The organism is Paraburkholderia sp. RL17-381-BIF-C (genome assembly GCF_046026435.1).
In the GTDB taxonomy this organism is placed as follows: Bacteria; Pseudomonadota; Gammaproteobacteria; order Burkholderiales; family Burkholderiaceae; genus Paraburkholderia.
Window position 1 is genome coordinate 1 of record NZ_JARESX010000024.1, and the last position, 18,843, is coordinate 18,843.

The following is an 18,843-nucleotide window of genomic DNA, read 5'->3' on the forward strand; positions in this document are numbered from 1 at the left end:
CCCCCCCCCCGCCCCCGCCCGCCCCCCCCCCCCCGCGCGCCAGCTGCGCGTGAGGCTATTTCTTCACCGCCACCGTGGCGTTGTTCTTCGGCGTGTTGGCCGCAGCGGCCGCGCCTTTGGTCTGTGCAGACGCCGCAGCCTGCGGGTTAGCAGCCGCGCCAGCCGGACAGATAGCGAGACCCTCCGCCTGCAGGCGCTCGACGGTATGCCCGCCCATGCCTTTGACGCGCTTGCCGAGATCGGCCGGGTCCTTGAACGGACCATGCGCTGCACGCTCGTCGAGAATGGCTTTCGCTTTGGCAGGACCGATGCCCTTGATGCCGCGCAGCGCATCCTCATTAGCCGTGTTGACGTCGACCGCCGCATAAGCGTGGCCAAAAGCGGCGAGCATGGCCGCGGTAACCAGAATTTTTCGAAACATATGGAATCTCCCTCGTACAACCGGTTGGCGACCATCACCAACCGGGAGATTCCAGTTTAAAGAGGGATCCGAATTATTTACACCTGGCCGAACAGCCAACGTACATAACGGTCGACACCTTCCTGCACGCTCAGGAACGGCGCGTCGTAGCCGGCCGCGCGCAGCTTCGACTGGTCCGCTTGCGTGAAGCACTGGTACTTGCCGCGCAAGGCGTCGGGGAACGGAATGTATTCGATCAGCCCGCGCTGCACCTGATCCGCGAGCGACAGCGCTGGTTCGTTGTTGAGCGAGCGCAGCGTGTTGACCACCGTGCTGGCAATGTCGTTGAACGGTTGCGCACGGCCGCTGCCGAGGTTGAAGATGCCCGACTTGTCCGGATTGTCGAAGAAGAACAGGTTGACCTTCACCACGTCTTCAACCGAAACGAAGTCGCGCGTCTGTTCGCCCGCGGCATAGCCGTTGTATTCGCCGAACAGCTTGACCTTGCCCTCGGCGCGGAACTGGTTGAAGTTGTGGAACGCCACCGACGCCATGCGCGCCTTATGCGTTTCGCGCGGCCCGTAGACGTTGAAATAACGGAAGCCGGCAATCTGGCTCCTCGCGGTGGGCAGCACGCGGCGGATCACCTGATCGAACAGGAACTTCGAGTAGCCGTACACGTTCAGCGGCTGCTCGACTTCGCGCTCTTCGACGAACCGGCTCGAGCCGCCATACGTTGCCGCCGACGACGCATACAGGAACTGGATGTTCTGCGCGAGGCAGACGTCCAGCACTTCGCGGCTGTAGCGGAAGTTGTTGTCCATCATGTAGCGGCCGTCGGTTTCCATCGTGTCCGAACAGGCGCCTTCGTGGAAAATCGCGCGCACCTTGCCGAAGTCGCCACGCTTGAAGCGTTCGACGAACTCGGTCTTGTCGAGGTAGTCGTCGATCTCGCAGTCGACGAGGTTCTTGAATTTGTCCGCGCGCGTCAGATTGTCGACCGCGATGATGCGTTGTTCACCGCGCTCGTTGAGCGCCTTCACGAGATTGCTGCCGATAAAACCGGCCGCGCCGGTGACGATGAGGGTCATGATTGATGATCCTGCGATAGTGAGCTTGGCATGGGATCGGAGTCAGCGCCTGGCGCTCGCTCCGATCGACAGGTTCAGTCGACGCCGCGCGGGTCCCCGTTACACGCTGTTCACAGAAGCACGGCGAGGGATCCGGCGGGCCGCATCAATGAAAAAGTTCGTCGTAGTCGACGGTGGCGGTGCCGAGTTTGCCGACCACGATGCCGGCCGCGCGATTCGCGAGCCCGACCGCCTCGACCAGCGTGAGGCCCGCGCCGAGCATCGCGGCAAGCGTGGCGATCACGGTGTCGCCCGCGCCCGAGACATCATACACTTCGCGTGCGACCGCCGATGCGTGCAGGACGCCGTCGTCCGAGAAGAGCGTCATGCCCTCTTCCGAGCGCGTCAGCAGCAACGCCTTGAACTGAAGATCGGTGCGCAGTTTCGTCACGCGCGCGAGCAGATCCTCTTCAGATTTCCACTGCCCAACCACCTCGCGCAACTCGGCGCGGTTCGGCGTGATCAGCGTCGCGCCGCGATAGCGTTCCCAGTCGTCGCCCTTCGGATCGACCAGCACCGGCTTGCCGGCCGCATGCGCCTTCGCGATCATCTGCGTGACGTGGGTCAGGCCGCCCTTCGCGTAGTCGGACATCAGGATCACGTCGTGCGACGGCAGCAGTTCGTCGAATCGTGCGAGACCGGCGAGCAGCACTTCGTGCGCCGGCGAGTTTTCGAAGTCGACGCGCAGCAGCTGTTGCTGGCGCGACAGCACACGCAGCTTGATCGTGGTGAGAAGCGCCGGGTCACGCTCGAGATAGGGCTTCACGCCGCTTTCGTTCAGCAACTGCACGATGCGCTCGCCAGGTTCGTCATGGCCGACCACGCATAGCAAGCCTGCTTGCGCGCCGAGCGCGACCGCGTTGCGCGCGACGTTCGCCGCGCCGCCCAAGCGGTCTTCCTGACGCTGCACGTGCACGACCGGCACCGGCGCTTCCGGCGAAATGCGGTTCACGTCGCCGAACCAGTAGCGATCGAGCATGACGTCGCCCACCACCAGCACGCGCGCCGCTGCGAGCTGTTCGCGCGGCACGACGGTGAGCTGCGGCGCGGGGGTGGACGGGATGGCGCCGGGCACGGTCTCAGGCATCGGCCGGAAGTTCAGAGGGTTGGGCATAAGGGCGTCCAATCGAGTGATAGTCGATGCCGAGTTCGGTCATCGCGTCCGGTTCATACAGGTTGCGTCCGTCGAAAATCAGCGGCGACTTCAGCACCGATTTCAGATGCACGAAATCCGGGCTCTTGAATTCTTTCCATTCGGTCACGATCACGAGCGCGTCGGCGTCCGTCAACGTTTCGTCCTGCGTGCCCGCGAAGGTGAGACGCGCGAACTGGTCCGGCACGTCATGCAGATCCATGGCGAACACGCGGCGCGCTTCGGTCACCGCAACCGGATCGTACGCGCGCACGTGGGCGCCGCGCGCGAGCAGTTCCGCGATCAGGCGACGGCTCGGCGCCTCGCGCATGTCGTCGGTATTAGGCTTGAACGCGAGCCCCCACACGGCGAACGTACGGCCGCTCAGATCGTCGCCGAGCTTGCCCGTGATCTTGTGCACCAGCACGTCTTTCTGTTTGTCGTTCACTTCCTCGACCGCTTCGAGGATGCGCAAATTGTGGCCACTCTCGCTAGCCGTGCGGATCAGCGCCTGGACGTCCTTCGGGAAACACGAGCCGCCGTAGCCGCAACCGGCATACAGGAAGTGATAGCCGATGCGCGGATCGGAGCCGATGCCGCGGCGCACCGCCTCGATATCCGCGCCGACGCGGTCCGCCAGATTCGACATCTCGTTCATGAACGAGATGCGCGTGGCGAGCATCGCATTGGCGGCGTATTTGGTGAATTCGGCCGAGCGCACGTCCATGTAGAGCGTGCGTTCGTGATTGCGGTTGAACGGCGCGTACAGACGCTTCATCAGTTCGCGCGCGCGCAGGCCGGCTTCGTCTTCATCCAGGCCGATCACGATGCGGTCGGGGCGCATGAAGTCGTCGACCGCCGCGCCTTCCTTCAGGAATTCGGGATTGGACACCACCGAGAAGCGATGTTGCGCGCTGCCCGCGAGTCCGCGTTTGGCCAGTTCTTCTTCGACCACCGCGCGTACACGCTGCGCGGTGCCGACCGGTACCGTCGATTTGTCGACGATCACCTTGAAGCCGTTCATCGTGCGGCCGATGTTGCGGGCCGCTTCGAGCACGTATTGCAGATCGGCCGAACCGTCTTCGTCCGGGGGCGTGCCGACGGCGATGAACTGCACGTCGCCGTGCGCGACGCTGGCTTCGACATCCGTGGAAAACGTGATGCGGCGCGCCGCGCGCGTGCGGGCGATCATCTCCTGCAAGCCGGGCTCGTGAATCGGCACGCCGCCGTTGTTGAGGATTTCGATCTTGCGCGGATCGACGTCCAGACAGAAAACGTCGTGGCCGATCTCGGCGAGGCACGCGCCGGTGACGAGACCCACATAGCCCGTGCCGATAATGGTGATTTTCATACGCTTTCCGGTAGAAGGTTCCGGTGATGATTCCCGACGATAAAGCCGGTCATGAACAGGTTGCGAGATCCGCCCGCGCGGGGATGCTTGCCACGCGCGGATTCGCGGCGCGAGCGCGTGGCTGGACCCGGCGTGACCACCCGCGTGTTAGTTCGACGCGGTGATCGGCTCGACCCGGCGCGGCGCATAGGTTTCCCAACCGCTGCAACCCGGGCACTGCCAGTAAAAAAGCCGCGCCCTGAAACCGCAATTCTGGCACGTATACCGTGGCAGATTTTTGGTGCGCTGGCGAATCAGCGTGCGCATCAGTTCGAGTTCGCTGCGGCGCGGCTCTTCCGCGACGGCTTCCTGTGCCTCGAGCAGCCGCGTCATGCCCGCCAGATTTGGCGACTTCTGCATTTGTGAGCGCGCCAGCGCATGCGCGGCCTCGGGTCCGCGCAGCGATGCGACGTGCTGGTAAGCCACGTCGAGCAGATCGTTGGTCGGATAGCGGTCCACCCACGTGGTGAGCAGATCGGCGCCATCTTGCGGACGGCCGAGCGCCTCGTAAGCCTTCATCAGCTTTTCCGCGACCAGCGGCAGATAAGCCGGATTCTGCTCCTCCACCCGCCGCCATTGGGCGATCGCCGCTTCCGGCGCACCGCCCGCCGCGTCGACGTCGCCGAACAGGATCGTGGCGCGCACATTGGTCGGGTTCGCCTTCAATGCGAAACCGAGCTGACGGCGGGCCTCGTCGGGCTTCTTCTGTTGCAGCGCTTCCTGCGCGAGTTCGCAGTGGAACTGCGCGATTTCCTTGTCGAGCGACTCCGCACCCATCGTTTCCAGATGACGGGCCGTGTCGATCGACTTGACCCAGTCCTTCTCGATTTCGTAGATGGTGAGAAGCGCGCGCTGCGCGCCGAGCGCATAGTCGCCGGTTTCGAGCGAGCGGAAGGTTTCTTCGGCGCGATCGAGCAAGCCCGCTTTCAGGAAATCCTGCCCCAACTCATAGAGCGCATGATCGCGCTCGCTGACCGGCAGGTCGGCACGGCTCAACAGATTCTGATGCACGCGAATCGCGCGATCCGTTTCACCGCGGCGACGGAACAGGTTGCCCAGCGCGAAGTGCAGTTCGACCGTTTCCGGATCGAGCTTGACCACTTCGATGAACGCGTCGATCGCCTGGTCCGGCTGCTCGTTGAGCAGGAAATTCAGGCCGCGAAAATACGAGCGCGGCAGGTTGGCGCTTTCAGACAGCAGCGTCTTGAGGTCGTAGCGCGCAGCCATCCAGCCAAACGCGAAAGCGACGGGTATGACAAGCAGCCACCAGAAGTCTAGATCCATGCGATAAATGCAAATGTGCGGGAAAGCGAAGACGGAAAGCCGCGCTCATGCGCGCGGCGAAGGGAATTCAGATCAGCGGCGGCATGGGCGGCTGTTCGACCACGACCGGGGTTTCGCGCGCCACGCGCAACTCGCGTTTGAGCCGGCCGTTTTCCATGCGCAAGCGCACCATGGCCGGCATCGACGACACCAGCCCAGCCAGCAGCCCTACCACGAAGAACGCGAGGCCGATCAGGATCAACGGCGCCGACCATGCGTAGCCGGCGAGGAAATTCAGCGTAGCAGGTTGTGTGTTGGAGAGCGCCAGCACCAGCAGCAGCACGAACACCAGCACACGGATCAGCCAGACGATAAATTTCATGTATAGGTCTCTTGACGGCAGTTGCGGGGTGACGCCGGCTTGATGACGCGTCGCGCCACGGTGTTGCCCGCGCCGAAGTGACCCGTATTGTAATTGAAGCCCTCGCGGCTGGGCAGGAACTGGCGGATTACGGGCTTACGGGGCTTTATCGTGCTACATCTTGCCGCAAACGGCTACGCGCGCTGGAGAGTCGGAGATTGGGTGATTGGGTAGTCACGCGGTTAGACGGCTCGGCGGGAGGCGCTACCAGCCAATCGCACGTCGATCCAAGTGAATCCGCACGTGCAAAACGTACAGACAAAAAAAAAGCACCCGAAGGCGCTTTTTCTGGTCTTTTGCCGACTGGCTTTGGCCGCTGACGCTACCCATGCCACGCTGCAAATAACACAGCGAAGCATTTACAGGTCGTCATCCGGCTCTTCGGCCTTCAGCGGCTCGCCCGCGCGACGATCTACCCGCTCGCGCAATTCCTTGCCCGGCTTGAAGTGCGGTACGTACTTCTCAGGTACCAACACCTTCTCGCCCGACTTCGGATTACGCCCGACGCGGGAGGGACGGCGGTTAAGGCCGAAGCTGCCGAAGCCACGAATTTCGATGCGATGACCGTTGGCAAGCGCCTCCGACATCGCATCAAGCATCGTCTTCACCGCGAAATCCGCATCTTTAAGAACAAGTTGCGGAAATCGCGTAGCCAGCTGGGCGACCAATTCCGATTTGGTCATACTGCAGCAGACCTCTCAGGCTTACTGGTTCTGGCCGTCGAGCTTGGCCTTCAGCAGCGCGCCGAGGTTCGTCGTGCCGGTAGCAGCCGAGCTCGAGTCCGACGAAGCCAGGCCGCGGATCGCTTCCTGTTGCTCAGCCGAATCCTTGGCCTTGATCGACAGGTTGATGCCACGCGACTTGCGATCGATGTTGATGATCATCGCGTTGACCTTGTCGCCGTCCTTCAGCACGTTGCGAGCATCTTCCACGCGATCTTGTGCGATTTCCGAAGCGCGCAGGTAGCCTTCGACTTCAGCCGACAGCTGAACCACGGCACCCTTCGCGTCCACCGACTTGACCACGCCGTCGACGATCGAACCCTTGTCGTTCATGGCAACGAAGTTGCTGAACGGGTCGCCTTCGAGCTGCTTGATGCCCAGCGAAATGCGTTCCTTCTCGACGTCGATGCCGAGAACGATCGCTTCCACTTCGTCGCCCTTCTTGTACTTGCGAACTGCTTCTTCGCCCGTTTCCGACCACGACAGGTCCGACAGGTGAACCAGACCGTCGATGCCGCCCGGCAGACCGATGAAGACGCCGAAGTCGGTGATCGACTTGATCGCGCCTTGCAGCTTGTCGCCCTTCTTGAAGTTGCGGCTGAAGTCGTCCCACGGGTTCGGCTTGCATTGCTTCATGCCGAGGCTGATACGGCGGCGGTCTTCGTCGATTTCGAGAACCATGACTTCGACTTCGTCGCCCAGTTGCACAACCTTCGACGGTGCAACGTTCTTGTTCGTCCAGTCCATTTCCGACACGTGAACCAGGCCTTCGATGCCCGATTCGACTTCGACGAATGCGCCGTAGTCGGTGATATTGGTGACCTTACCGAACAGGCGCGTGCCCGACGGGTAACGGCGCGAAATGCCTTCCCACGGATCGTCGCCCAGTTGCTTGATGCCCAGCGAAACTCGGTTCTTCTCTTGGTCGAACTTGAGGATCTTCGCGGTGACTTCCTGGCCAACCGACAGCACTTCGCTCGGGTGACGCACGCGACGCCATGCGATGTCGGTGATGTGCAGCAGGCCGTCGATACCGCCGAGGTCCACGAACGCGCCGTAATCGGTGATGTTCTTCACCACGCCTTCCACGATCGCGCCTTCCTTCAGCGTTTCGAGCAGCTTTGCGCGCTCTTCGCCTTGGGTCGCTTCGATCACAGCGCGGCGCGAGAGCACGACGTTGTTACGCTTGCGGTCGAGCTTGATGACGCGGAATTCCAGCGTCTTGCCTTCGTACGGGGTCGTGTCCTTGACCGGACGAGTATCAACCAGCGAACCCGGCAGGAACGCGCGGATGCCGTTGACCATGACGGTCATGCCGCCCTTGACCTTGCCCGTGATCGTGCCGGTCACGAGTTCGTTGTTGTCGAGAGCCTTTTCCAGCGACAGCCACGAAGCCAGGCGCTTCGCCTTGTCGCGCGACAGGATCGTGTCGCCATAGCCGTTTTCCAGCGCGTCGATCGCGACGGAAACGAAGTCGCCCGCCTGCACTTCTACCTCGCCCGCGTCGTTCAGGAACTCTTCGAGCGGGATGTAGGCTTCGGACTTGAGACCAGCGTTGACGACCACGAAGTTGTGGTCAACACGCACGACTTCGGCGGAGATCACTTCGCCGGCGCGCATGTCTTGCTTGGTCAGCGACTCTTCGAACAGAGCCGCAAAAGATTCGGTATTCGGGGTAGAGGTTTGCAGGTCGGACATAAAAATCAAAATTTGCATGGTTCTCGCGGTGCCCGGCTGGCCGGATGGTCAGCAATAACGGCTAGTGTGCGAATGCCACGCGGGGTTAAAGGGTTAATACAAGCTTCGCGACGATCGCGAAACACCTACTGACAACGGACTTCTACTGCGCCCACACCCGAAGCACAACTCGTACTTTCATCAAGCATGCGGGACTAAAGCTTCATACCATTGCACCACCTGCTCGACCGCCTGGTCGACCGACAATGCGGAGGTATCAAGCAGCTTTGCATCCGCTGCAGGCTTGAGTGGCGCGGCTACGCGCTGACTGTCACGCTCGTCGCGCTCACGCAAATCCCGGAGCAAGTCATCTATATTAGCAGAAAATCCTTTTTGGATCAATTGCTTATGCCGGCGCGCCGCGCGGGCCTCCACGCTGGCGGTCATGAACACCTTCAGCACGGCGTCCTGGAAGATCACGGTGCCCATGTCGCGGCCGTCGGCAACCAGCCCCGGTTCCTTACGAAAAGCCCGCTGGCGCGCCACCAGCGCGGTACGCACCGGCGCGTGCACAGCGATCGCGGAGGCGCGGCTGCCGACTTCCTCGGCGCGAATCTCTGCCGATACATCGACACCGTCGAGCTGCGCCAGCCCTTCGCGAAAAGTGATATGCAGATCGTCAATCAGCTTCGTCAGCGCATCGGCATCGTGCGCCGCAATGTTGTAGCGCAGGCTGGCGAGCGCGGCGAGACGGTACAGCGCGCCGCTGTCCAGCAAGTGGAAGCCGAGGCTCGCGGCAACCAGCGCGGCCACGGTGCCTTTGCCGGAGGCACTCGGGCCGTCGATCGTAATGACGGGCGTCTGGTGAAAGGGACGGGTCGGTTTCATCGAAAAAGTCGCACGTCGGTCGATTCGGGGTCGAATCAGGGTTGAGCAAGCGCAATAAAGCGCTCGAAATAATCGGGAAAGGTCTTGCCGACGCACTTCGGGTCGTTGATCCGCACCGGCACGCCACCGAGACTCACCAGCGAAAAGCACATGGCCATGCGGTGGTCATCGTAGGTATCGATGGCGGCGTTCGGAGTCAGCTTTTCAGGCGGTTCGATGACGATGAAGTCCTCGCCTTCCTGCACCTTGGCGCCGACCTTGCGCAGTTCTGTCGCCATCGCGGCGAGCCGGTCGGTTTCCTTCACGCGCCAGCTGGCGATATTGCGCAGCGTGGTTGCGCCGTCGGCGAACAGGGCCGCGACGGCGATCGTCATGGCAGCGTCGGGAATCAGATTGCAGTCCATGTCGATCGGCTCGAGCTTGCCGTTGTCGTGACCGACGCCGCGCACTTCGATCCAGTCGTCGCCCATCTGCAGGTTCGCGCCCATCTTGATCAGCGCATCGGCAAAGCCGACGTCGCCCTGAATGCTCGCGCGGCCAACGCCCTCCACTCTCAACGGCCCGCCGCCGAGGGCGCCGGCCGCGAGAAAGTACGAAGCGGACGACGCATCGCCCTCCACCATGATCGTGCCCGGCGACTGATACCGCTGCCCCGCCGGCACGATGAACTGATGCCAGCCGTTGCGCTCGACCTTGATGCCGAAGCGCTCCATCAGCTTGATGGTGATCTCGATGTACGGCTTCGAGATCAGTTCGCCGTCCACCTGCACGGTGCTCACGCCGCTTTCGGTGCGCAGCAGCGGCAGCGTCATGAGAAGCGACGTCAGGAACTGGCTCGACACGTCGCCACGCACGGTGATCGGCGCGTCGGCGTTGATCTGCCCGGGGCGAATCCGCAGCGGCGGATAGCCTTCGTTCTCTTCGTAATCGATCTTCGCGCCGAGCTGGCGCAGGCCGTCGACCAGATCGCCGATCGGCCGTTCGTGCATGCGCGGCACGCCGTGAATTCGATAGTCGCCACCATTGACCGCCAGCGCCGCCGTCAGCGGACGCACTGCCGTGCCGGCGTTGCCGAGAAACAGGTCGGCCGTGCGCGCCGTGAATGCGCCGCGCGTGCCCGCCACGACGCAGGTGTCGCCGTCGCGCTTCAGACGCACGCCGAGTTTTTCGAGCGCGTCGAGCATCACGCGGGTGTCGTCGGAGTCGAGCAGGTTCGTGATCGTCGTTTCGCCTTCGGCGAGCGCCGCGAGCAGCAGCACCCGGTTCGAGATGCTCTTCGAACCTGGCAGACGAATCGTGCCGGACGCGCGGGAGAACGGTCCGAGATCGAGGAATTCCATGATTGAGTCCAGTTTCCGGTTATTTCGACGCGTCGCTATTGGCGACGCCGGCAGCGCGCTGTTCCTGCCATTCGGTACGCGCCACGCGCGAGCGCGCGAACACGGTTTCGAGGGCGGCGCCGTCAGCGGCTTCGATCGCCGCGCGCAGGCGCGCGAGCACGGCCGTATAGGCGTCGAGTTCGTCGAGCAGCGCAACGCGATTGGCCACGCACACGTCGCGCCACATTTCCGGGCTCGACGCGGCAATCCGCGTGAAGTCGCGGAAACCGCCCGCCGCGAACGAGAATTTCAGCGCGGCATCGGGCGAATTGAGAATCTGCTCGACCAGCGCGAACGAGAGCACGTGCGGCAAATGGCTGACCGACGCGAACACGCGGTCGTGCTGCTCAGGTGTCATATTGCGCACCAGCGCGCCGGTGGCCCGCCACATGGCCGCGACGCGCTCCACGTCTGCCGACGCGTTCTCAGGCAGCGGGCACAACACGACATTGCGGCCCACATACAAGTCAGGCAATGCGGCATCCACGCCGCTTGCCTCGCGGCCGGCAATCGGATGCCCCGGCACGAACTGGCCGATACGCGCGCCGAGCGCCGCACGGGCAGCAGCGACCACGTCCGACTTGGTGCTGCCGGCGTCGGTGATGATCGTGGCATCATCGAGAAATGGGGCGATGCGCTCGAGAAGCGGCTGCGTTTGCGCGACCGGCGCGGCCAGCAGCACGAAGTCGGCGCCGCGGAGGGCGTCACGCAGCGAGGCGTCGTCGTTTAAGGCCGCCGAGCCGTCGATCACGCCCAGTTCCAGCGCACGCTCGGTCGACGCAGACGAACGTCCGACACCAATCACCTTGCGCGCACCCTCGGTCTCGTCCCGCTCGCGCAACGCGCGCGCAAGCGATCCGCCGATCAGGCCGACACCGAAAATTACCAGCTTGTTAAAAGAAAACGCGGCCACGTCGGTCACAAATTGAGCGCGCCTGTCGTGCCGACGAGGCGCGCGGGTCAAGGGTTACCGCTTACGCGGTAGCGAGCGTTTTTTCGAGCGCCGCGATGAATGCTTCGTTCTCTTCCGGCAGGCCGATCGTGATGCGCAGCCATTGCGGCAAACCGTAGTTGCCGACCGGACGCACGATCACACCCTGCTTCAGCAACGCCAGGTTGACGCGATTGCCGGCTGCGTCGTCGTTGCCGACACGCACCAGCACGAAGTTGCCATCCGACGGCACATATTCCAGACCGAGCTTGTCGAACGCTTCGATCAGACGGCGATAGCCTTGCGCGTTCAACGCGGCGCTCTTTTCCAGAAACGCCTTGTCATTCAGTGCAGCGATCGCCGCGGCTTGCGCCAGCGTGTTCACATTGAACGGCTGACGCAGACGATTCAGCAGGTCGGTCAACTCGGGCTGTGCGATCGCGAAACCCACGCGCAAGCCCGCCAGGCCGAACGCCTTCGAAAACGTGCGCGACACCAGCAGATTCGGATAGCGGCGCACCCACGCGATCGAGTCGTAGCGCTTCTCTTCCGGCAGATACTCCGTGTACGCCTCGTCGAGCACTACGACCACGTTGCGCGGCACCTTGTCGAGAAACGCCTCGAGCTTCGCGCCTTCGATGAACGTGCCGGTCGGGTTGTTCGGGTTGGCGACGAAGATCAGGCGCGTGTCGTCGGTGATCGCGGCGAGCATCGCGTCGAGATCGTGACCGTATTTGACGGCCGGCACGACGATCGCACGAGCACCCAAGCCTTGCGTCGCCAACGCGTAAACCGCGAACGAGTACTGTGCATAGACGATCGACTGGCCCTTTTCCACAAAGGCATGCGCCGCAATTTCGAGGATGTCGTTACTGCCGTTGCCAAGCGTGATCCAGTCCGCCGGCACGCCATAGCGCTCGCTCAGCGCAGTTTTCAGCTCGAACGCATTGGCATCCGGGTAGCGGCCCAGTTCGCTGGCGGCCTGCGCCATGGCACGCTGCGCCGACTCCGGCATGCCGAGCGGATTCTCGTTCGACGCGAGTTTCACGATGGTCGCTTCGTCCAGACCGAACTCGCGGGCCACTTCCGAAATCGGTTTGCCTGCGATGTAAGGCGCAATAGCGCGAACGTAGGAAGGACCGAAAGACGCTGTCATGAGACTCTCCGAACGACTATGAGTAATTGAATGTGCGGCTGGCGCGCCCGGATGCTGCGGACCGCCGCTTGAGTAGCTTCAGTGGGCGCGCGGATACGAGCCCAGAATTTTCAGGAATGCAGCCTTCTCGCCGAGTTCGGCGAGCGCGGCGGCAACCGCCGGATCGTCGCGATGACCTTCGACGTCGATATAGAAGTAGTACTCCCACGTGCCGACGCGCGCCGGTCGCGATTCGAAGCGCGTCATCGATACGCTGTGACGCGCCAGCGGCTCCAGCAGCTTGAACACGGCGCCGGGCTCGTTCTGCACGGAAACGATCAGCGAAGTCTGGTCGTGTCCGCTCGGGCCGGCGGGCTGCTTGCCGATCATCACGAAGCGCGTGCGGTTGTGCGGATCGTCCTGGATCAGCGCATACGCTACCTGCAGGCCGTAGTGAGTCGCAGCGCGATCGCCGGCGATCGCCGCCACCGTCGGATCTTCAGCGGCCATGCGCGCCGCTTCCGCGTTGCTCGACACCGCCTGGCGCTCCAGATGCGGCGCGTTGGTCGACAGCCAGCGCTGGCATTGGGCGAGCGCCTGCGCGTGCGCGCACACACGCGTCACGCCGGTGAGGTCGCCGTTTAGCGTCAACAAATTATGATGAATCGGCAAAGCCAGTTCGCCGCCGATCGTGAGTTGCGTTTGCAGCAGCAGATCGAGCGTGCGTGACACCGCGCCTTCGGTCGAATTCTCGACCGGCACGACGCCGAATTCCGCGGCGCCCGCTTCGACCGAGCGAAACACTTCATCGATCGACGGACATGGCAAGCCTTCGATCGACTGACCGAAGTACTCGTGCATGGCCTGTTCGCTGTAGGTGCCGACCGGGCCGAGGTAAGCGGCCTTGATGGTCTTCTCGAGCGCGCGGCTCGCGGCCATGATCTCGCGCCAGATCGCACTGATATGCTCGCTCGCGAGCGGCCCTTCGCTCATGTCCTGCAGACGCGCGATCACCTGCTGTTCGCGCTCCGGCCTGAACACCGGCGCGTTGAAATGCTTCTTGACTTCGCCCACCTCGAGCGCCACCGCGGCGCGTTGATTGAGGAGCGCGATCAACTGCGCGTCGAGCGCGTCGATGCGTTCGCGAAGAGGCTTGAGTCGGGTATTAAGTTCGTCGTCCATGCGTGAAAAAGGCCCTGCCGGTAGCTGCTGCACAAATGCGTGCTGGAAAGGATGCGCGCGCCCTGATGACTCAGGCGCTGCGCTGTTCGAATTCCTTCATGTATTCGACAAGCGCTTTGACGCCCTCGAGCGGGACGGCGTTATAAATCGACGCCCGCATGCCGCCGACGGACTTGTGGCCCTTTAGCTGCACCATTCCCCGCGCTTTCGCGCCGGCCAGGAAATCTTCGTTGCGGGACTCGTCGGCGAGGAAGAACGGGACGTTCATCCGCGAGCGCGAGCCACGTTCGACCTTGTTCAGATAGAAGCTGCTCGAGTCGATCGCGTCGTACAGCAACTTCGACTTTTCGAGATTACGTGCTTCCATCGCGGCAAGGCCGCCCTGCTTCTTCAACCACTTGAACACCAGCCCGGCGATGTAGATCGCATACGTGGGCGGTGTGTTGTACATCGAATTGTTCTCGGCGACGGTCTTCCATTCGAACGTCGACGGGCAGATCGGCAGCGCACGATCCAGCATGTCTTCGCGCACGACCACCACCGTCACGCCGGCCATGCCGATGTTCTTCTGCGCGCCGCCGAACAGCACGCCGTATTTGGCGATGTCCATGGGACGCGACAGGATATGCGACGACGCGTCCGCCACCAGCGGAATATCGCCGAGATCGGGAATCTCGAACGTCTCGACGCCGTGGATCGTCTCGTTCGTGCATAGATGCACGTAAGCCGGGTCGTCCGACAGTTGCCATTCGGAGCGCGCGGGCGCGCGGGTGAAACCCTCGGCCGTCTGGCCGCTCGCCGCCAGATGCACGGTGCCGTACTTCTGCGCTTCCTTGAACGACTTCTGCGACCAGGAACCCGTCACGACGAAATCCGCGCGCGGCTTCGCGCCCATCAGATTCATCGGCACGATTGCGTTCTCGCCGAGACCGCCGCCTTGCAGGAACAGAATGCGATGGCTGGCCGGCACCTCGAGCAGGTCGCGCAGATCGACGAGCGCTTCCTCGTGGATCGACATGAACTCTTTCCCGCGATGGCTCATTTCCATCACGCTCATGCCGCTGCCTTGCCAATCGAGCATTTCGTCGGCGGCTTGACGCAGCACTTCTTCGGGCATGGCCGCAGGGCCGGCGGAGAAATTAAAGACGCGCATCGTGAGATCCTGGAAGCAGGCGCGAAAAACGAAGATCGCGCAAAAATCGGCGACGTTGGCAGCCGGGCCGGCAATGACCGTCAACTGACAACGTGATTTTGCCGGCGCAATTTTCTGACGCGGGTTTCAGGCCGCGGGTTGCAGGCCGCGGGCTTCAGACCATTTCGCGCCAAAAAAGAAAATGGCCGTCTGCGCGTGTGCGCAAACGGCCATTATCGCATTGTCACAGCCAAGCCGCCAAACCCCGTGCGCCATCCAGTCTATGAGGCGGCCCCACCGGGAGGCGGCTGGCGCGATATCAGCGCAGCCTTTCGACCTTGAGCTTACTTGGCCGGCTTGACCGACGCGACTTCCTTGTCGGCCTGGTCACGCGTTGCCTTGATCGATTGCGGCATGTACTTTTGCATCAAGCCGTTCACGACGTCGCGGCCAACCTGGTCTTGCACCTGGATGAACTTGCGGCCGGTCGGGCTCTTGTAGAACGTCGTCAGATCCTTGATTTCCGACGTGCTGTAGTACTTCGCGTACGCGTCGTACTGAGCTTGCATGGCGTCCTGACGGAACGAGTCCGTGGCGAACACCTGGCCTGCGCCGTCAACCAGCTTCGGCACTGCGTTCTTTTGCAGCGTCGGGACGGAAGCCTGCTTCTGCTTGTCCGTCATCGTCTTGTTTTCGCTCAGTGCGTCCGACAGGATTGCCGGAACCAGCTGCTTGGCTTGCATCTGGGCGCTGTTGCCGATCGCGCCGACGAGCTTTTGCGCGTCGATGGCGTCCAACAGGTCCTTGATTGCAGCCTGCTTGGCCGGATCAACCGGTGCCGCGGCAGCAGCCGGAGCCGCCGGAGCCGGGCTCTGAAGCGCTTGAGCCATAGCGAAGGTCGGCACGAGGGCAGCCAGCAACATCAGTTGTTTGAATCGTTTTTGCATCATTACTCCCTAATAGAAATGAACTTGAACAGCAAGCTGCGCAGGACACGTATCAGCCCGACACGCCATTATTCCCGGCGCAGCTTTCAACCAATCACTGAGACTGTAAGACGCAGACACGAATCAGGCAGCACCGCCCGGTTCGCCGCCGTTGTCACCCGCGCTGTCACCTTCGGCGGGACCTTCGACGTCGCCTTCCGCATCACCCTCTGCTTCCGCCTCAGCAACCTGTTGCAGACCTGAAAGCTTGGTCCCTTCGTCAAGGCTGATGAGTGTAACACCTTGGGTTGCACGTCCCATTTCCCGAATTTCCGACACTCGCGTACGGATTAGCACCCCGGTATTGGTGATCAGCATGATCTGCGCTTCCTGATCCACCAGCGTGGCGGCGACGACCTTGCCGTTGCGCTCCGAGGTCTGGATCGCGATCATGCCCTTCGTACCGCGGCCATGACGGGTGTATTCGATGATCGGCGTACGCTTGCCGAAACCGTTTTCCGTAGCGGTAAGCACCGACTGCTGCTCGTCGCCCGCCACCAGCAACGCGATCACGCTCTGACCGTCTTCGAGCTGCATGCCGCGCACGCCGCGCGCTTCGCGGCCCATCGGACGCACGTCGTTCTCGTCGAAGCGAACCGCCTTGCCTGAATCCGAGAACAGCATGACATCGTGCTGACCGTCCGTAATGGCGGCGCCGATCAGGTAATCGCCGTCATCCAGACCGACCGCAATAATACCTTTGCGCAACACACGCCCAAAGGCTTCCAGCGGCGTCTTTTTTACCGTTCCTAACGCGGTGCCCATGAAGACGAATTTGTCAGCCGAGAATTCCTTGACCGGCAAGACAACCGTAATCTTTTCGCCTTCCTGAAGCGGGAAGATATTGATAATCGGACGGCCGCGCGAGTTCCGCGAACCTTGCGGCACTTCGTAGACCTTCACGCTGTAGACGCGACCGCGATTCGAGAAGCACAGAATATGATCGTGCGTGTTCGCGATGAACAGCGTGTCGATCCAGTCGTCTTCTTTCATCGCCGTGGCCTGTTTGCCACGACCACCGCGTTTCTGCGCGCTGTATTCGGACAACGGCTGCGATTTCACGTAGCCGGCGTGCGACATGGTCACGACCATTTCTTGCGGCGTGATCAGATCTTCCGTATTCAGTTCGGTTGCGTTCAGCTCGATCTTCGAGCGGCGCGCGTCGCCGAATTCGGCTTTGATCGACGTGAGTTCGTCGACGATGATGGCCGTAATGCGTTCCGGACGAGCCAGAATGTCCAGCAGGTCGGCGATTTGCGCCATGACTTCGCGGTACTCGCCGATGATCTTGTCCTGCTCCAGGCCGGTCAGGCGCTGCAGACGCATCTGCAGAATTTCCTGAGCCTGAGTGTCGGACAGACGGTAGAGGCCGTCGGATTGCATGCCGAACGACGGATTCAAACCGTCAGGACGGTAGGCTTCGCGACCACCCGCCGTCGCATTTTCCGTCTCGGCGCGGGACAACATTTCGCGCACCAGCGAGGAATCCCACGGACGCGCCATCAATTCCTGCTTGGCGATCGGCGGAGTCGGCGCGGCTTTGATGATCGCGATGAACTCGTCGATGTTGGCGAGTGCAACCGCCAGACCTTCGAGCACGTGGCCGCGTTCACGCGCCTTGCGCAGTTCGTATACAGTGCGCCGCGTCAGCACTTCCCGGCGATGCGACAGGAAGCACGACAGCATTTCCTTCAGGTTCAGCAGCTTCGGCTGGCCGTCGACCAGCGCGACCATGTTCATGCCGAAGGTGTCCTGAAGCTGGGTCGCCTTGTACAGATTGTTCAGAACGACTTCCGGCACTTCGCCGCGCTTGAGTTCGATCACGACGCGCATGCCGCTCTTGTCGGACTCGTCGCGAATGTCGGAAATGCCCTCGAGCTTTTTCTCGTTCACCAGTTCGGCGATGCGCTCCAGAAGTGAGCGCTTGTTCACCTGATACGGCAATTCGTCGACGATGATCGACATGCGCTGACCGCGGTCGATTTCCTCGAAGTGCGTGAGCGCGCGCATCACCACGCGGCCGCGGCCGGTGCGATAGCCGTCGCGCACGCCGGCCACGCCGTAGATGATGCCGGCGGTCGGGAAGTCGGGCGCCGGAATGATCTCGATCAGCTCGTCGATCGTGGATTCCGGGTTCTTGAGCAGATGCTGGCACGCGTCGACAACCTCATTGAGGTTGTGCGGCGGGATGTTGGTCGCCATGCCGACCGCGATGCCGGACGAACCATTGATCAGCAGATTGGGAATGCGCGCCGGCAGGATGGCCGGTTCGTTTTCGCTGCCGTCGTAGTTCGGCGTGAAGTCGACCGTTTCCTTGTCGATGTCGGCCAGCAGTTCGTGGCCGATCTTCGCCATGCGGATTTCGGTGTACCGCATGGCCGCGGCATTGTCGCCGTCGACCGAACCGAAGTTGCCCTGGCCGTCGACCAGCATGTAGCGCAGGGAGAAGTCCTGAGCCATCCGGACGATGGTGTCGTATACAGCCGTGTCGCCGTGCGGGTGATATTTACCGATAACGTCGCCGACGATACGCGCGGACTTCTTGTAAGCCCGGTTCCAGTCGTTGTTCAGTTCGTGCATCGCGTACAGCACGCGCCGGTGCACCGGCTTCAGGCCATCGCGAACATCGGGAAGCGCACGCCCTACGATCACGCTCATCGCGTAATCGAGATACGAACGGCGCATTTCCTCCTCTAGGGAGATTGGCAGAGTCTCTTTGGCGAATTGATCCATTATCCGTATCTTTTACGTGCCAAGACGACGGCTTAACTGCAATTCGCCGCGTCTTCGCGTAAGCATTGCAGACGCAACGCATCACGCGATTCTAACATGCCGCGAATCCGCTCCCGACGAAGGTACGTATACCTATTAGGCAGTGAATGCGAAGCCCACCTCGACGCTCCATTTTTGAGAGAGAGCAGGCTCGATTCGTGCGTGGGGCAATTCGCCGCTGAGCCATGACTGGCGGCCCCTCCGGGCGATTACTTCTGTTGCGCATGCACCACAATTGGAGGGTGATTTGATGGGGGGCAGATTTTTTTATCGTTGGAAGGGAACGATATGGCAAAATGCCAA

At 62.1% G+C, this 18,843-nt stretch carries 16 protein-coding genes; all 16 read right to left on the reverse strand.

Features of this window, described 5'->3' with window-relative positions:
- Positions 1–55: 55 nt before the first annotated feature.
- Positions 56–421 (reverse strand): ComEA family DNA-binding protein, encoded by a 366-nt coding sequence (locus P0D70_RS16610; RefSeq protein WP_408185315.1) that lies wholly within the window; start codon positions 419–421, stop codon positions 56–58.
- Positions 422–498: 77 nt separating this feature from the next.
- Entirely contained in the window at positions 499–1,491 is a 993-nt protein-coding gene (gene rfaD / locus P0D70_RS16615; RefSeq protein WP_408185316.1) for an ADP-glyceromanno-heptose 6-epimerase, read from the reverse strand.
- A gap of 145 nt (positions 1,492–1,636) precedes the next feature.
- A complete protein-coding gene (rfaE1, locus tag P0D70_RS16620; protein ID WP_408185317.1) occupies positions 1,637–2,644 on the reverse strand; it encodes a D-glycero-beta-D-manno-heptose-7-phosphate kinase in 1,008 nt (335 codons plus the stop codon).
- Complete coding sequence (locus P0D70_RS16625; RefSeq protein ID WP_408185318.1) at positions 2,610–4,013, reverse strand: UDP-glucose dehydrogenase family protein; 1,404 nt, start codon at positions 4,011–4,013, stop codon at positions 2,610–2,612. The genes rfaE1 and P0D70_RS16625 overlap by 35 nt, the downstream gene beginning before the upstream one ends.
- Before the next feature lie 147 nt (positions 4,014–4,160).
- Positions 4,161–5,336: a lipopolysaccharide assembly protein LapB gene (lapB, locus tag P0D70_RS16630; RefSeq protein WP_091800097.1), complete on the reverse strand. Its 1,176-nt coding sequence runs from the start codon at positions 5,334–5,336 to the stop codon at positions 4,161–4,163.
- 67 nt (positions 5,337–5,403) lie between these two features.
- Positions 5,404–5,697 carry a LapA family protein gene (locus tag P0D70_RS16635; RefSeq protein ID WP_091800094.1) on the reverse strand — a complete coding sequence of 98 codons (294 nt, stop codon included), beginning with the start codon at positions 5,695–5,697 and terminating at the stop codon, positions 5,404–5,406.
- A gap of 398 nt (positions 5,698–6,095) precedes the next feature.
- Complete coding sequence (locus P0D70_RS16640; RefSeq protein WP_007180889.1) at positions 6,096–6,419, reverse strand: integration host factor subunit beta; 324 nt, start codon at positions 6,417–6,419, stop codon at positions 6,096–6,098.
- A gap of 21 nt (positions 6,420–6,440) precedes the next feature.
- Positions 6,441–8,174 carry a 30S ribosomal protein S1 gene (rpsA, locus tag P0D70_RS16645; protein WP_091800091.1) on the reverse strand — a complete coding sequence of 578 codons (1,734 nt, stop codon included), beginning with the start codon at positions 8,172–8,174 and terminating at the stop codon, positions 6,441–6,443.
- A gap of 162 nt (positions 8,175–8,336) precedes the next feature.
- Positions 8,337–9,023, reverse strand: a complete 687-nt coding sequence (gene cmk / locus P0D70_RS16650; RefSeq protein WP_408185319.1) for a (d)CMP kinase — start codon at positions 9,021–9,023, stop codon at positions 8,337–8,339.
- 35 nt (positions 9,024–9,058) lie between these two features.
- Positions 9,059–10,363: a 3-phosphoshikimate 1-carboxyvinyltransferase gene (gene aroA, locus P0D70_RS16655; RefSeq protein ID WP_408185320.1), complete on the reverse strand. Its 1,305-nt coding sequence runs from the start codon at positions 10,361–10,363 to the stop codon at positions 9,059–9,061.
- Positions 10,364–10,382: 19 nt separating this feature from the next.
- Positions 10,383–11,324: a prephenate dehydrogenase gene (locus P0D70_RS16660; protein ID WP_408185321.1), complete on the reverse strand. Its 942-nt coding sequence runs from the start codon at positions 11,322–11,324 to the stop codon at positions 10,383–10,385.
- Between the two features lie 52 nt (positions 11,325–11,376).
- On the reverse strand, positions 11,377–12,489 hold the full coding sequence (gene hisC / locus P0D70_RS16665) for a histidinol-phosphate transaminase (RefSeq protein ID WP_408185322.1): 1,113 nt from the start codon (positions 12,487–12,489) through the stop codon (positions 11,377–11,379).
- Between the two features lie 78 nt (positions 12,490–12,567).
- A complete protein-coding gene (gene pheA, locus P0D70_RS16670; RefSeq protein ID WP_408185323.1) occupies positions 12,568–13,650 on the reverse strand; it encodes a prephenate dehydratase in 1,083 nt (360 codons plus the stop codon).
- 70 nt (positions 13,651–13,720) lie between these two features.
- Positions 13,721–14,803, reverse strand: coding sequence for a 3-phosphoserine/phosphohydroxythreonine transaminase (gene serC / locus P0D70_RS16675; protein WP_408185324.1), 1,083 nt, complete (start codon positions 14,801–14,803; stop codon positions 13,721–13,723).
- A 323-nt stretch (positions 14,804–15,126) separates the two neighbouring features.
- Positions 15,127–15,729: a DUF2059 domain-containing protein gene (locus P0D70_RS16680; protein WP_007180881.1), complete on the reverse strand. Its 603-nt coding sequence runs from the start codon at positions 15,727–15,729 to the stop codon at positions 15,127–15,129.
- A 123-nt stretch (positions 15,730–15,852) separates the two neighbouring features.
- Positions 15,853–18,501, reverse strand: coding sequence for a DNA gyrase subunit A (gyrA, locus tag P0D70_RS16685; protein ID WP_408185325.1), 2,649 nt, complete (start codon positions 18,499–18,501; stop codon positions 15,853–15,855).
- Positions 18,502–18,843: the final 342 nt, after the last annotated feature.

Bases quoted from the DNA above. Each gene is read 5' to 3' on its own strand.
- serC (WP_408185324.1), bottom strand. From the start codon at position 14,803: ATGCGCGTCTTTAATTTCTCCGCCGGCCCTGCGGCCATGCCCGAAGAA.
- P0D70_RS16625 (WP_408185318.1), bottom strand. From the start codon at position 4,013: ATGAAAATCACCATTATCGGCACGGGCTATGTGGGTCTCGTCACCGGC.
- lapB (WP_091800097.1), bottom strand. From the start codon at position 5,336: ATGGATCTAGACTTCTGGTGGCTGCTTGTCATACCCGTCGCTTTCGCG.
- P0D70_RS16610 (WP_408185315.1), bottom strand. From the start codon at position 421: ATGTTTCGAAAAATTCTGGTTACCGCGGCCATGCTCGCCGCTTTTGGC.
- rfaE1 (WP_408185317.1), bottom strand. From the start codon at position 2,644: ATGCCCAACCCTCTGAACTTCCGGCCGATGCCTGAGACCGTGCCCGGC.
- pheA (WP_408185323.1), bottom strand. From the start codon at position 13,650: ATGGACGACGAACTTAATACCCGACTCAAGCCTCTTCGCGAACGCATC.
- hisC (WP_408185322.1), bottom strand. From the start codon at position 12,489: ATGACAGCGTCTTTCGGTCCTTCCTACGTTCGCGCTATTGCGCCTTAC.
- rpsA (WP_091800091.1), bottom strand. From the start codon at position 8,174: ATGCAAATTTTGATTTTTATGTCCGACCTGCAAACCTCTACCCCGAAT.
- P0D70_RS16635 (WP_091800094.1), bottom strand. From the start codon at position 5,697: ATGAAATTTATCGTCTGGCTGATCCGTGTGCTGGTGTTCGTGCTGCTG.
- cmk (WP_408185319.1), bottom strand. From the start codon at position 9,023: ATGAAACCGACCCGTCCCTTTCACCAGACGCCCGTCATTACGATCGAC.
- P0D70_RS16640 (WP_007180889.1), bottom strand. From the start codon at position 6,419: ATGACCAAATCGGAATTGGTCGCCCAGCTGGCTACGCGATTTCCGCAA.
- gyrA (WP_408185325.1), bottom strand. From the start codon at position 18,501: ATGGATCAATTCGCCAAAGAGACTCTGCCAATCTCCCTAGAGGAGGAA.
- P0D70_RS16680 (WP_007180881.1), bottom strand. From the start codon at position 15,729: ATGCAAAAACGATTCAAACAACTGATGTTGCTGGCTGCCCTCGTGCCG.
- rfaD (WP_408185316.1), bottom strand. From the start codon at position 1,491: ATGACCCTCATCGTCACCGGCGCGGCCGGTTTTATCGGCAGCAATCTC.
- aroA (WP_408185320.1), bottom strand. From the start codon at position 10,363: ATGGAATTCCTCGATCTCGGACCGTTCTCCCGCGCGTCCGGCACGATT.